The organism is Marinobacter sp. MIT932201 (genome assembly GCF_047123295.1).
GTDB lineage: Bacteria > Pseudomonadota > Gammaproteobacteria > Pseudomonadales > Oleiphilaceae > Marinobacter > Marinobacter salsuginis.
Genome location: NZ_CP138917.1, coordinates 2,561,816 through 2,574,913, shown reverse-complemented (window position 1 = coordinate 2,574,913; position 13,098 = coordinate 2,561,816). Strand labels below are relative to the sequence as shown.

The following is a 13,098-nucleotide window of genomic DNA, read 5'->3' as shown; positions in this document are numbered from 1 at the left end:
GGACACGAGGGGGCTATCAAAGTTCCCTCTGGTATTGGGGGCAGTAAAGTCGCACAATAGCCACCCAATGAATCACAGTCCGAATGATCTTATCATGCTGTTCAATGACCTTTTCCGGGAAGCTTACCGGACAGTTCTGGTCAAAGGCAGCGATGAACCTGAATACTTGCCTGCTAGCAGGCCCGAGGGCCTCGCTCAGGTTATTTTTGCTCACGGCTATTATGCCAGCGCTTTGCATGAAATAAGCCACTGGTGTATTGCTGGTGAGCACCGGCGCACACTTCATGACTATGGTTACTGGTACTGTCCGGATGGCCGAACACTGCAACAGCAAGAGGCTTTCGAGCAGGTCGAGGTTAAACCGCAAGCCATTGAATGGTTGTTTTCGGTGGCTGCAGGTTCCCGTTTCCACATCAGCGTGGACAACCTCTCCGGAGTTGGCGCCGCCAATGAAGCGCGTTTCAGACACAACGTCCGGAGCCAGGCAGGCGAGTATCTGGTGCGGGGTTTGCCGCGCCGGGCCCAGGCATTTTTTGATGCGCTGGCAACATTTTATGGTACCGGAGAAACCCTTGAAGAGCGCTGGCTTGAAGATGCCCGGCGTATCGCTCCGTCTTATTCTGAATCAGGACATTCCCAGGAAAACTGAAACTCTATGACATCTGACCCAAAACACACCGGTGACCTGAGGTTCAGTGATCTGAACCTCGACAAGCGTTTGCTGGATGCCATTACGGCCATTGGTTTTGAATACTGCACACCCATCCAGGCCGAAACACTGCCCTGGACACTGGCCTGTGAAGACCTGATTGGTCAGGCACAGACCGGCACTGGTAAAACCGCTGCGTTTCTGATTACGGCCATCCAGAGTCTGCTGGAAACCCCGGTTCCCGAGAAAGATCGTTTTGCTTCCGAACCCCGGGTACTTGCCCTGGCGCCGACCCGGGAGTTGGCGATGCAGATTGCAAAGGATGCCGAGCAACTGTGCCAGCACACCGGGCACAATGTGGTGACCGTCGTTGGCGGCATGAACTATGACAAGCAGCGGGACCAGTTGCAGAACGAGATCGTCGACATTCTCGTTGCGACTCCTGGGCGCCTCATCGACTTTCTAGGATCCCAGGATGTATTCCTGGACCAGCTCGACATCCTGATTCTGGATGAGGCTGATCGAATGCTCGACATGGGCTTTATCCCCGATGTGAAGCGGATCATCCGCAAGTGCACCCCCAAGGAGGAGCGTCAGACCCTGTTGTTCAGCGCCACCTTCAACCAGGACGTGCTCAATCTGGCCTCCATGTGGACGAGTAACGCAGAGTTCGTGGAAATCGAGCCGGAACAGAAAACAGCGGAGCGGGTTGAACAAACCGTGTACCTGGTGGGCGACGATGAGAAGCTTCCGGTCCTGGTTAATTTCCTGAAACGGCCGGAAGTGGAAAAGGCGCTGGTGTTTGCCAACCGCCGGGACCAGTGCCGCGACCTGGAAGAGGACTTGAGGAATCAGGGCGTAAAGGTGGCTCTGATGTCTGGCGAGATCGCCCAGAACAAACGCCTCAAAACCCTGGACCAGTTCAAGAAGGGCAGTATCCAGGTGCTGGTTGCTACCGATGTGGCCGGCCGTGGCATTCACGTGAACGGCGTGACCCATGTCTTCAACTACAATCTGCCGGATAACGCCGAGGATTATGTGCACCGTATCGGGCGTACGGGCAGGGCTGGCAAGCATGGGGTTTCCATCAGTTTTGCTGGGGAGGATGATTCGTTCGCACTCCCGGCCATCGAGACCTACATCAGCCAGAAGCTCAAGACTGCGGTGCCCGATGAGGCGCTTATGGCGCCCATGGAGAACCCGCCGATTACCCGCAAACGTGGCCGACGACCACAGGGTTCAGGCGGCCGTGGTCAGGGTGGTCGTAATCAGCGTCAGCGCAGGAACTGACAGGGCCGGATACCATCATGTTGATCGTAGCAGACGAGAATATTCCCTTACTGGATTGCTTCTTCGGCGATATCGGAGAGATTCATCGGGTCTCCGGTCGTACCATGTCGAACGCGGATGTCCGTGATGCTGACATACTGCTGGTCCGTTCCGTCACGAAGGTAAACCGTGAGCTTCTGGAGGGCAGTCGGGTCCGTTTCGTGGGCACATCCACCATCGGTACCGATCATGTTGATCTCGACTGGCTCGAGCAGTCGGGGATCCGGTTCTCTGCGGCGCCGGGTTGCAACGCCAACAGTGTCGCTGAGTATGTGCTGTCCGTGTTATCCCTGCATGCTGAACGGCGTGGACTTTCCGACTGGTCCCAGCTCAGCGTCGGTATCGTCGGCGTCGGGAATGTTGGCGGTGAGCTGGCGCACAAACTGGAACGCCTGGGCTTCGATGTGCGCCTCTGCGATCCGCCCAGAGCGGATCGGGAAGAGGGCGATCAGGAGTTTGTAGCGCTTGAGGAAGCCATGAGGTGTGATGTGGTTTCCCTGCATACTCCGCTGACCCGCGAGGGGGATCATCCCACGCTGCATATGATCGGCGAGTCCGAGCTTGCGGCCCTGAATTCGAATCAGCTCCTGATCAATGCTGGTCGGGGAGAAGTGATTGATTCGTCAGCGCTGCTGGCCCGCCTTGAACAGCCCAACCCGCCCACTGTGGCCCTGGATGTCTGGGAGCAGGAACCCAGAATTCACCCCGGGCTGGTTGAAAGGGTCTGGTTGGCAACACCGCACATCGCCGGATATAGCCTGGAAGGCAAGGTTCAGGGAACCGAAATGATCTACCAGGCCCTGAGCCACTTTTTGGGGCTGCCGGTTCGCAAGAAGGCGGGTCAGTTTTTGCCGGAGCCGGCCCTGAGCAAAATTTCATTTACCAGTTCTGCCGATGAAGAAGATGCCATCCGTATTGCGCTGAGAGCCTGCTACGACCCTCGTCGCGACGATGCCAGACTGCGCAATACCATGACCGGATCCGCCGAGGAGCGTGGCGCAGCCTTTGACAGGCTACGGAGGGACTATCCGGTTCGCCGGGAGTGCTCCAGCCTCAAGATCCAGCTCAAGGGCACCAGCAAATCCTTGCAGGACAGTTTCAGGGCTATCGGGTTCAAGTTGAAAATCTGATCCTGCAACACCTGAACAAAAAAACGGGGCCTTTGCGCCCCGTTTTTTTATAGCTTGGCCTGCTGCAGCGCCTGTATCCTGTCTTCCAGTGGCGGATGCGTCATGAACAGGGCGCTCAGGCCACCACGGGCTCCCCGATTGATACCGAATGCCTGCAGTGAGTCCGGCATCTGATCCGGTACCTCGCTCTCCTGTTTCAGCCGTGCCAGCGCGCTGATCATGGCTGAGCGACCCGCTAACTGGGCACCGGCAATGTCCGCACGGAATTCACGGCGACGGGAGAACCAGAAGACGATGGTGCTCGCCAGAATGCCCAGGACAATCTCGGCAACGATGCTGACCGCGAAAAAGCCGAGCCCGTGCCCGCTTTCATTCTTGAAAATCACCCGGTCGACAAAGGAGCCGATCACCCGGGAGGCGAAGATCACGAAGGTATTCACCACACCCTGAATCAAGGCCAGCGTAACCATGTCACCGTTGGCAACGTGGCCGATTTCGTGGCCCAGCACTGCCCGGATCTCGTCCTTGTTAAAGCGGTGTAAAAGCCCTTCGCTGACCGCTACCAGCGAATCGTTCTTGTTCCAGCCCGTAGCGAAAGCATTGGACTGGGACGCCGGAAAAATGGCGACCTCTGGCATGCCGATACCGGCATTCCTGGCCAGCTCGGCCACAGTATCCACCAGCCAGCGTTCGGCCGGCGTGCGCGGGGAATCAATGACCCGGGCCCTGGTGCTCCACTTGGCCATTCGCTTGGATATCAGCAGTGACACGATGGCGCCGGCGAATCCGAAGACCGCAGCGAAAGCCAGCAAAGAGCCGTACTGAATGCCATTTTGGGCGAGGTAGCTGTCTACGCCCAGAAGTCGCAGTGTAAAGCTGGCGACAAGGATTACAGCAAGGTTGGTTGCCAGAAACAGCAGAATACGCATGTTGGTTCCCTGATCAGTTCGTCACAGAAGATAAAGCCGTCACTCAGACCGTTATATGCGGACGTGGTTCAATCAATCAACGAGCTTACGGTGATTTAATGATTGCCGCGGTCCGCAAAGAAGGTAGTCTGCATGATATGGCTGATTCTGGCGGAGTTACCACTGCGAAGGGCTGTCCGGATCAGGTGAATGTGGGTGGAAAGATCTTCCTTGACCGAAGGAGGCAGCGAGCCGGCTGAATTCTCCCCGGGAACGCCGAATTCCCTGGCTAAAGCTTGCGGTGCCGGAGAGCTGAGGCGGATAAACGCGTCCCGTGTCAGTACAGCCTGGTCCAGAGCCTCCTGGCGAATGGTATCGATGTACCTGAGCAGGCCTTCCTCAGAGAGCCAGAGCAGGGCCCCAAAGCAGGCCATGTGCCTCTTGCTGTGCAGGCCGAACTCGTCCGGCTCGTCCGGCCCGGCTATGTCTTCGACAAACAGGTTTATCCGACGCGGGAAGGCGCCATAGAGTTGCACCAGAGCAATCGCCGCATCCTTGTAGAATTCCTCGACGTGAATATCGGCCATGGTTCTCCCCGTTATTGCTGGTATTGGGCCAGGAAGTTTCCGAGCCGGCCCATGGCGTCTTCCAGGGTGTCTTCCCGTGGCAGGAACACCACTCTCAGGTGTTGTTTGTCGTCAATGTTGAACGCAGACCCCTGCACCAGAAGAATTTTTTCCTGAATAAGCAGGTCGAGGACCAGCTTCTCATCATTCACGATCGGGAAGTGCTTCGGATCCAGTTTCGGGAAAAGGTACAACGCGCCCTGAGGTTTGACGCAGCTTACCCCCGGGATGTCGTTGAGCATTCGCCAGGCGATCTCCCGCTGTTCATACAGCCGCCCGTCCGGTGCCACCAGATCATTGATCGACTGGTAACCCCCCAAGGCTGTCTGAATGGCCAGCTGGGCCGGCACATTGGCGCAGAGCCGCATGTTGGAGAGCATGTCGATGCCTTCGATCAGATCCTTCGCCCGATGCTTGGCACCACTGACAATCATCCAGCCCGAACGGTAACCGGCTGCCCGGTAGTTCTTGGACAATCCGTTATAGGTGAAGAAAAGCACGTCGTCTGCCAGTGAGGCGGTGGAAACATGCTGGGTACCGTCGTAGAGAATCTTGTCGTAGATCTCGTCGGACAGAATGATCAGGTTGTGCTTTCGAGCCAGTTCGATGACCTGTTCCAGAAGCTCTTTCGAGTACACCGCTCCAGTCGGGTTGTTCGGGTTGATCAGAACAATGGCACGGGTTCGTCGGGTGATTTTCTTGCGGATGTCGTCGATATCCGGAAACCAGTCCTGCTGCTCATCGCACCGATAATGCACGGGCTTGCCACTGGAAAGGGTGACGGCGGCTGTCCACAGGGGGTAGTCCGGGGCGGGAATCAGCACCTCGTCACCGGTGTTCAGCATGGCTTGCATGGTCATGACGATGAGCTCACTGACACCGTTACCCAGGAAAATATCGTCGATATCGACTTTATCGATGCCCCGCTGCTGACAGTAGTGCATTACTGCCTTGCGAGCGGAGAAAAGCCCTTTTGATTCCACATAGCCCTGGGCCATGTGCATGTTGTAGATGACGTCCTGCTGGATTTCCTCAGGCACGTCCAGTTCGAAGGCGGCTGGGTTGCCGATGTTGAGCTTGAGTACTCGATGACCCTCTTCTTCGAGTCGGCGTGCTTCCCGCAGAACTACGCCACGGATTTCATAACAAACGTTATCCAGCTTGGCGGATTTATAGTAGTTCTGCATAAGACCCGGATGTCCTTCTTTTGAGAGCGGAAAATGGCAACTGCCAACACGACAGGCCTTTATTCTAGCGGAGCGAGGGCCAGCGGCAACAGGGGAATTATGATGAATTGTGGCGTGTCGGGGCAGATTTAGCTCACAAACCTGAACCGTTTTTTAAAAATGATGGCCGTACAGCCTGCAATGCCATGGTTTTTTGCTCTGCATTGTGAACAATGGTCCGGGACGAATGGAAATATCAAACGGAGAAGCTTATGGCAGGCGAGACGGTCTACGATTTCACCGCACGGGATATCAAGGGCAATGAAAAAAGCATGGCAGAGTACCAGGGTAAAGTGCTCCTGATCGTGAACACTGCCAGCAAGTGTGGTTTCACACCGCAGTTCGAAGGTTTACAGTCCCTTCACAAGGAACTAGGCGACAAGGGCTTTGAAGTTCTGGGTTTCCCGTGCAACCAGTTCCTGAATCAGGATCCGGGCAATGAGGATGCCATCAGCCAGTTCTGCAGCCTTAACTACGGTGTCGATTTTCCGATGTTCGCCAAGATTGAGGTCAATGGCGATGGCGCTCATCCGCTGTTCCGCTTTCTAAAGCGAGAGGCCAAGGGGTTGATGGGGTCCGAAAAGGTGAAATGGAACTTTACCAAGTTTCTGGTAGGGCCCGATGGTAAGGTTGTACGTCGCTATCCGCCCACAACCAAGCCGGAGGATATCCGGGCCGATATCGAGAAACTTCTACCGGCCTGACACCTCCGCTGAGTCAGAGGGTCGCCAGCGTTCAATCACGGCCCGGAGCTCTTCCCGCTTGTACGGCTTGGTTATGTAGTCATTCATGCCCGATGCAAGGCAGTCTTCCCGGTCGCCTTGCATCACGTTGGCCGTCACCGCAATGATAGGTAGTTGCTGCCATTGCGGATTCTGGCGAATCCTCTGTGTTGCCTCGTACCCATCCATCACTGGCATCTGGCAATCCATCAGCACCAGGTCGTAGTGGTTATTTTCGAGCGCCTGCAGAGCTTTGAGGCCGTTTTCGGCGGGGTCTGCCCGGTGACCGAGCTTTTTCAGCAGGCTGGTTGCCACCAGCTGATTCACCTGGTTGTCCTCGACCAAGAGGATAGACAGAGAAGGTTCAGCGGCGTTTTGGTCAATCGTTTCAGCCCTGTGTGTATGCTGATCGTCCGAATGAACCAGACCCGCGGCCAGGCCAAGGCAGCGAAGTAGTTCATCCCGTCGCAACGGCAGTGACAGAAGCTGGTGATTGGCTCTGCCGGGGGGCAGGGTCCCGGTAGCGTCGGCAAGAATCACGCCCGGGCCCTGCCAATCGTTGGCAAACTCCAGGGTTTCTCTATCCTCAGCGCTGGCGAGCGCCAACAGAATTCCGTCCGGGTCTCTGCTTGCTCCTCGGATCGGAATCCCCCACTTTCGCAGCTGAGCCTCAATGCCCGAACGATAGGGGTTGTCCGCGGGTATCGCCATGGCAATGCCAATGTCTCTTAACCGTGGGTCCACCCTCGGGAGGTCCTGTGCCCCGGAAGTCTCGTGTATCGGCAATGGCAGGGTGACGGTAAAGTGAGTTCCGCTGCCTTCCCGGGAGTCAACCAGGATCTGGCCATGCATACGTTCCACCAACTGACGGCAGAGTGTCAGGCCGAGGCCGGTACCGCCATAAAGCCGGGTGGTGTCCGCGTCGGCCTGGGAAAAAGGAGAGAATATCCGGTGCAGGCCCTCTTTGGACATGCCTATTCCGGTGTCCACAACGTCAATTCTCAAGCTACCCCCGGAATAGGCTGCCCGAATTCGGACACTACCCTCGTCGGTGAATTTGATGGCATTGCTCAGCAGGTTGTTGAGCACCTGACGAACCCGTGTTGGGTCGCCGAGGAAGTTTTCGGGCAGATCAGGGTCGACTTCGGTAACCAGGAGAATCTGCTTCCGACGCGCCTGTTGGGCGTGCAGTGTGGCGCATTCCTCGATCAGGTGCCGGACACTGAAGGGTATATTTTCCAGGCTGAGCTTGCCGGCTTCCACTTTCGAGATGTCCAGTATGTCGTTCAGCAGGCCAAGCAGGCTTTCGCCGGCGTTCAGGGCAATTTCCATCCGGTTGCGCTGAGCCGGGTCCAGTTCGCCCTCCAGGGCCAGCCCCAGCATACCGATAACGCCATTCAGGGGCGTGCGTATCTCGTGGCTCATGCTGGCCAGGAAGTTGGCCCTTGCCCGTGCTCGCCGAACCGCATCCTCCTTGGCTTTCACCAGGGCACGGTTACCCCGTTGCAGGGCCTCGTTCTTCTCCGAGATTTCCCGGGTACGGTCTGCCACTTCCTGTTCAAGCTGAGTGGAGTAGTTCTTCATGGCACTCTCTGCGTGCCGAAGTTGGGCAAGGCTTGAGTCAATGGTCTCAAGATGTTGGTTGATGATGCCGACCATGGTCCCGATCTCGTCTTCCCGATGGTTTGCCGGGATCGGAAGCCTGACCTTCTCGGGAGTGCTGGCCTGTACCTGGCTCAAGGCACTGATAACATTGAGCATGGGGCGGGTAAGCACAAAATAGAAGATGGCGAGCAATGCCGCCGACAGAATCAGGCTCTTCAAGAGGCCACTGATCAACGTGTAGCCGGCGCGCTGAAGAAACTGCGCGCCGTAGTGATAGGTATCGATGGTGACGATCAGGTTGCCGAGCGGTAAATCTTCAAGCTGTGGGACCTGCAACTCCTGTCTGAATACCCTGTCGGGGCCGAATAGCAAATCACTGACCCAGCGATAGGACGACACCGGGCTGCTTTTGCTTGCGGCGGCCATGGTCTCGTTGTCGTTATCGCTAATCCGGGCATCAATGGTGGCGGGGTGGCGAAGCAAGCCATCAAGCAATTCTTCCGCCAGCCGGACATCGATGTTGTAGGCAATCTGGGACGCGGGGCTGTTGCTGATGTCAATCAGGGCGTGGATTTCCTTCTCCATCGACTCCTTTGCGCTGAAGTAGTCCAGGGTAATCTGGATAACATTCAGCACCAGCCCGAGTGCCATGGCAACCAGTACCGTGTCCCGGGTCAGTCGATAGGAAAGTCGTTGTTTAAAGCCCTTGCTCACGGGTTTGCACTATCCCTGTTGACGGGTCTGCAATGGCGACCCGTTCGGTGCCTTCAGTCGTCGTAGTCGGCCTTTTTCTTCCACTCGTCGTCGTGGAGGAAGGTATCCCACTCTCGGTCCAGTTTGGACTCTCCCTGCGGACTTTCCTTACCCTCTGCACTCAGCGCCTCAAGCTCCTTGATGCGGGTCCGGAAACTCTTGACCGCTTTCATGGCCAGAGGGTTGTCGCGGGATTTGCCCATTTCGGTACTGGCCAGGTGATAGGCGTGGATGGCCTTGCGAAACTGGTTCTGGCGCACATAATCCCGGGCCTGAAACACATGCAGGTCCGCGTGGGTCTTGTGGACCAGGAAGAGCACATATTTGAGGTTTTTCTTGGCGGTGGCCGCATCGATTCGGCCACTCTTGTGCATTGCTTCAATCATTTTGAAGAGGTTCTGAAGCAACTCTTTGACATAGTTGGACTTTTCGGCGGAATCGATCTTGACGGGAGTGGTCCTGTCCCGCTTTTCGATGATCTCGGCTTTCAGCTCAGCGGCGGCGTTCTGCCACTCCTTGACCGGCAGGTTGGACTTGAGCCCGGCAAGCTCACCACAGGCTTCTTCCATGCGCTTGATCAGGAGCAGCTTCAGATCGGCCGTCAGATACTGGCCGGGAATTTCGGTCAGTAGTCGATTGGCCCTGTTGTAGGCGTCTTCCTGGGCTGTAATCTTGCGAGCCCGCTCAATACGGGCGCGCTCGCGCATCTGGCTGAGCACAATAATGACAATCGAGACGGTAACGATGGCCGCCAGCAGAAGGACGATCGTAGTGGTATCCATTTTGTCAGTAACGACTCCGGCTTCAGGATCAAATGATGGCGGGTCTGTAAACCGGCCTCAAAGTACCGATATTATTCAGCAAGTATCAGAAAGACTAGCAGAAATACCGCCCCAGATCCGTTTTCAAATGTGAAAGTTCGTGTTGCGGATTGATTCCGTGAATCCACTGTATCATGTATATTGTTTTCGTGAATGGTGGTGATTTCCCGTTTCTGATGCTTCGGAGTTTTTGTGGATATTTCCCGTGTCGATTTGAATTTGCTCGTTTACCTGGATGTGTTGTTGCGCGAGCGGAATGTTACCAAGGCTGCTAACCACCTGGGTATTACCCAGCCTGCCATGAGTAATGGTCTGAGGCGGCTACGGGACCTGTTCAGCGATCCGCTGCTGGTGAGAACCAGCGAGGGGATGACGGCCACGGAGCGCGCGCGGGAACTGCAGCCGCTGGTGCGGGGTATCCTGTCGGATATTGAGCAGGCCGTGCAGGAGAAGACACCGTTCTCGGCCTTGGACAGCCAACGCGTGTTCCGGATCATGGCCAGTGATTATGCTGAGTCCTGCCTGATGCCACGGGTACTGAGGCGGATCCGCCAGGAAGCACCTCACGTTACCCTGGACGTACTTACGCCCAGTGATGTCAGCTTTCTGGATGTGGAACAGGGGCGGTTGGATATGGCAATTAACCGGTTCGACAAAATCCCGCAATCTTTTCACCAGAAAACCCTCTGGACCGAATATTTCGCCTGCCTGATGAACGCCCGAAATCCGGTACTGAAGGAACCCTTCACTCTGGATACCTATCTGGACGCCAGCCATATCTGGGTTAGCAAGACTGGTTTTGGCGTTGGCGTGGGGGTAAACCCCAAGGATGTCCAGCGTCTGGGTTGGGTAGACGAGGCACTCTCAAGAATGGGGCGCAAGCGCCAGATTTCGGTGTTCACCCGGCACTATCAGGTGGCAATGTTGCTGGCCGAGCAGCACGATTTGGTAGCAACTCTGCCATCCCGGGCCGCCTGGCTGCAAAAAGACAATCCGAACCTGGTGGTGAAGGTTCCGCCGTTCGAGATCCCGCCATTTGAATTGAAAATGGCCTGGAGTCCGCTGCTGCAGCACAATGCGGATCACCAATGGTTGCGAAAGCTGATTGCCGAGGTGGCCACCGAGGTTGATACCGAGTTTGCTCCGTTCGGTGCCAGATTCGAAGCGCCGGACGCGCCTCAGGCACATCACTCAGAGCGGTAGTTCCCGAAGTTCCAGGGAAGGGCGCGCCGCATCCCACATGCGCTGGAAATTTTCAGACAGCAGCTTCACCCGGCCGCCGTCCGAAAACTTGGCAAAGCCTTCTGGTTTGTAGAAGTCGTGCCGGTAAACCACACCTTCACGATCCGCGAGGATGAAGGGCTGGTCCTCAACCGGATAGTCCTCATTCACCAGTCGAAGCTCCATTCGGCTGGGTAGTCGGCGCATCAGCTCGACCAGGGCGTGCCGGCGTTTGACCAGAGGCTTGTCGTCATGGATAAGCAACCTGACTTCACTGAGCCGGTGCCGGCGGGCCAGGGCCGAAATCAGTTCCCGGAACCGATGCCGGTCATAAAGATCATGTTCGAGCAGGCGGTCGTACAGCCAGATCCGCTGGCTGGCCTGCCCAACCACTGAATCCATCAGGCCCAGCAGTCTCGATTCGGTATCGAATAGCCAGGAATCCGTATCGCTGCCCAGAATCATGGGGTGATCACTGGCCCCGAGACTTCCGGCGGCAAGATCCGGCGCCAGACAGCGCATGTCGAAGTGGGGTATGCCGGCGTCGTCATAAACGCCAGAACAGACATGGAAGCCTGAGCGCTGGTAGAACGGAATGGCGTGCTCCTGGGCAGACAGTTTGAGCTCGGAAAATCGATTCGCGGATTCCGCAATCAGGTGCCTCAGCAGTGCTTCCCCAATGCCCCGGCCACGGAATTGGGGCAATATCGCCATGCGACCAATGTGGCCGGTTTCTTCCAGTGTTGAAAACAGCCGGGCTACGCCGGCCGGGGTGTTATCAGGGAGAACAGCGAGGTAATGGTCGGCAATTTCGTCGGTTTCATCCCATTCCAGTTCCGATGGGACGTTCTGTTCCTCAATAAACACCTGCTGGCGAATGTCGCGGATGGACCCCGGAGCCAGTTGCCAGCTGTATTTGCGAAACCGGATGCTCATAATGCCTATTCGAAGTAAACGGAGCCCTGATTGTAGAGCGTGGTCAGAAGCCCAAGCAACGCGTCATCGTCAGCAAGCCCGGCCAGGGCAGCCATATCCACGCGGGCGGCGGAACACAGTAACGGAGCGAGTGGTCGGGCGTCACCCTTGAGCAGGAACTGCTCGCCATCGACAAACAGCGCGGTTTCGCTGGCGAAGTCGTAGTAGGCGAAACGGGAGCCTTCGTTCCAGCGCAACTGCTCGCCTGCGTGAATCGCTTCCGCAACATCCTCGTTGGACGCGGGCTCGTCAGCAGGAACGACAATATCCATGCTCTTGGGTGCAGTCGAGAACTGGCCAAACCAGAGCGCCAGTTGCCGACGGTCGCCAAGCTTTTCCCGGATCACATTCTCCAGGCGATCTACCACATCAGGCTGGATGGTGCCGGGATTCTCCTGCACCTTCAGGTCCGGATCGTTCAGGTGATCCGCCGCGTCGGAGCGGCTGCAAAGGAAGTCGGTAAAGCCGGTAAGAATATCGTCAATGGTCGGCGCCCGGAATCCCACCGACAGGGTGATGCAGTCATCTTCCGCAACTCCGTGGTGCCCAATGCCCGGGGGAAGGTACAGCATGTCACCAGGTGCCAGGGTAACGGTTTCCTCGCCATCCCAACTGCTCAGAATGCGGAGCGGGGTGCCCTCCACCCTGGGTGATGTGTGGTCGCAATGGCCACCAAATGTCCATCGACGGTGACCCTGGGCCTGAAGGAGGAATACATCGTACTGGTCGTAATGCGGGCCGACACTGCCGCCTCTCGGGGCAAAGCTGGCCATGATGTCATCCAGGCGCCAGTTGGGAATAAACCGGAAATGCTCGAGAAGGTCGGCAATATCGGGCACCCAATGGTCCAGGCCCTGCACCAGCAGCGTCCAGTCCTGTTCAGGTAGTGAGCTGAACCGGTCCGGCGAGAAGGGGCCATTATGGAGCTGCCAGGGTTTGCCATCGTCGTTTTCGATGACAATCCGGGACTCCACGCCTTCCTCGCAGGCAAGGCCTGCCAGTTCATCAGCGCTGACCGGGCACTGGAAGCCCGGAAATGCCTGACGGATAACCAGCGGCTTTTTCTGCCAGTAGTCTCGCAGAAATTCAGAAGGTGTCAGTCCGCCAAGCATGTCCATGGGTGTTGCTCCCGG

The 13,098-nt window shown here is 56.8% G+C and carries 12 protein-coding genes; 5 read left to right on the top strand and 7 right to left on the bottom strand.

The genetic code is table 11. The annotated features are described in order from the left end of the window. Window positions 1–94: 94 nt before the first annotated feature. Genes SIC15_RS11785 through pdxB form a run of 3 tightly spaced genes read left to right on the top strand, consistent with a single transcriptional unit; the run spans window position 95 to window position 3,108 of the window. Window positions 95–649 carry an elongation factor P hydroxylase gene (locus SIC15_RS11785; protein WP_412535981.1) on the top strand — a complete coding sequence of 185 codons (555 nt, stop codon included), beginning with the start codon at window positions 95–97 and terminating at the stop codon, window positions 647–649. Between the two features lie 6 nt (window positions 650–655). After that, window positions 656–1,939 carry a DEAD/DEAH box helicase gene (locus SIC15_RS11780; protein WP_069183369.1) on the top strand — a complete coding sequence of 428 codons (1,284 nt, stop codon included), beginning with the start codon at window positions 656–658 and terminating at the stop codon, window positions 1,937–1,939. Between the two features lie 17 nt (window positions 1,940–1,956). Continuing rightward, window positions 1,957–3,108, top strand: coding sequence for a 4-phosphoerythronate dehydrogenase PdxB (gene pdxB / locus SIC15_RS11775; RefSeq protein ID WP_222464699.1), 1,152 nt, complete (start codon window positions 1,957–1,959; stop codon window positions 3,106–3,108). A gap of 47 nt (window positions 3,109–3,155) precedes the next feature. Here pdxB and htpX read toward each other — a convergent pair whose 3' ends face one another. The 3 genes from htpX to SIC15_RS11760 form a co-directional block, all read right to left on the bottom strand. Beyond that, window positions 3,156–4,037: a protease HtpX gene (htpX, locus tag SIC15_RS11770; RefSeq protein WP_069183371.1), complete on the bottom strand. Its 882-nt coding sequence runs from the start codon at window positions 4,035–4,037 to the stop codon at window positions 3,156–3,158. A gap of 95 nt (window positions 4,038–4,132) precedes the next feature. Next, window positions 4,133–4,603: a hypothetical protein gene (locus SIC15_RS11765; RefSeq protein WP_222464697.1), complete on the bottom strand. Its 471-nt coding sequence runs from the start codon at window positions 4,601–4,603 to the stop codon at window positions 4,133–4,135. 11 nt (window positions 4,604–4,614) lie between these two features. Next, complete coding sequence (locus tag SIC15_RS11760) at window positions 4,615–5,829, bottom strand: pyridoxal phosphate-dependent aminotransferase (protein ID WP_136631795.1); 1,215 nt, start codon at window positions 5,827–5,829, stop codon at window positions 4,615–4,617. 251 nt (window positions 5,830–6,080) lie between these two features. Between SIC15_RS11760 and SIC15_RS11755 the strand changes: the two genes are divergently transcribed. After that, on the top strand, window positions 6,081–6,572 hold the full coding sequence (locus tag SIC15_RS11755) for a glutathione peroxidase (RefSeq protein ID WP_069183374.1): 492 nt from the start codon (window positions 6,081–6,083) through the stop codon (window positions 6,570–6,572). Here SIC15_RS11755 and SIC15_RS11750 read toward each other — a convergent pair. Then, complete coding sequence (locus SIC15_RS11750) at window positions 6,561–8,909, bottom strand: ATP-binding protein (protein ID WP_412535980.1); 2,349 nt, start codon at window positions 8,907–8,909, stop codon at window positions 6,561–6,563. The genes SIC15_RS11755 and SIC15_RS11750 overlap by 12 nt on opposite strands. A gap of 53 nt (window positions 8,910–8,962) precedes the next feature. After that, a complete protein-coding gene (locus SIC15_RS11745) occupies window positions 8,963–9,730 on the bottom strand; it encodes a hypothetical protein (protein ID WP_291907233.1) in 768 nt (255 codons plus the stop codon). Between the two features lie 231 nt (window positions 9,731–9,961). Between SIC15_RS11745 and SIC15_RS11740 the strand changes: the two genes are divergently transcribed. Then, entirely contained in the window at window positions 9,962–10,972 is a 1,011-nt protein-coding gene (locus tag SIC15_RS11740; RefSeq protein WP_069183377.1) for a LysR family transcriptional regulator, read from the top strand. Here SIC15_RS11740 and SIC15_RS11735 read toward each other — a convergent pair. Both SIC15_RS11735 and SIC15_RS11730 read right to left on the bottom strand, forming a co-directional pair. Then, window positions 10,961–11,926 carry a GNAT family N-acetyltransferase gene (locus SIC15_RS11735; protein ID WP_412535979.1) on the bottom strand — a complete coding sequence of 322 codons (966 nt, stop codon included), beginning with the start codon at window positions 11,924–11,926 and terminating at the stop codon, window positions 10,961–10,963. The genes SIC15_RS11740 and SIC15_RS11735 overlap by 12 nt on opposite strands. 5 nt (window positions 11,927–11,931) lie before the next feature. Further along, window positions 11,932–13,083 carry a JmjC domain-containing protein gene (locus SIC15_RS11730; RefSeq protein WP_412535978.1) on the bottom strand — a complete coding sequence of 384 codons (1,152 nt, stop codon included), beginning with the start codon at window positions 13,081–13,083 and terminating at the stop codon, window positions 11,932–11,934. Window positions 13,084–13,098: the final 15 nt, after the last annotated feature.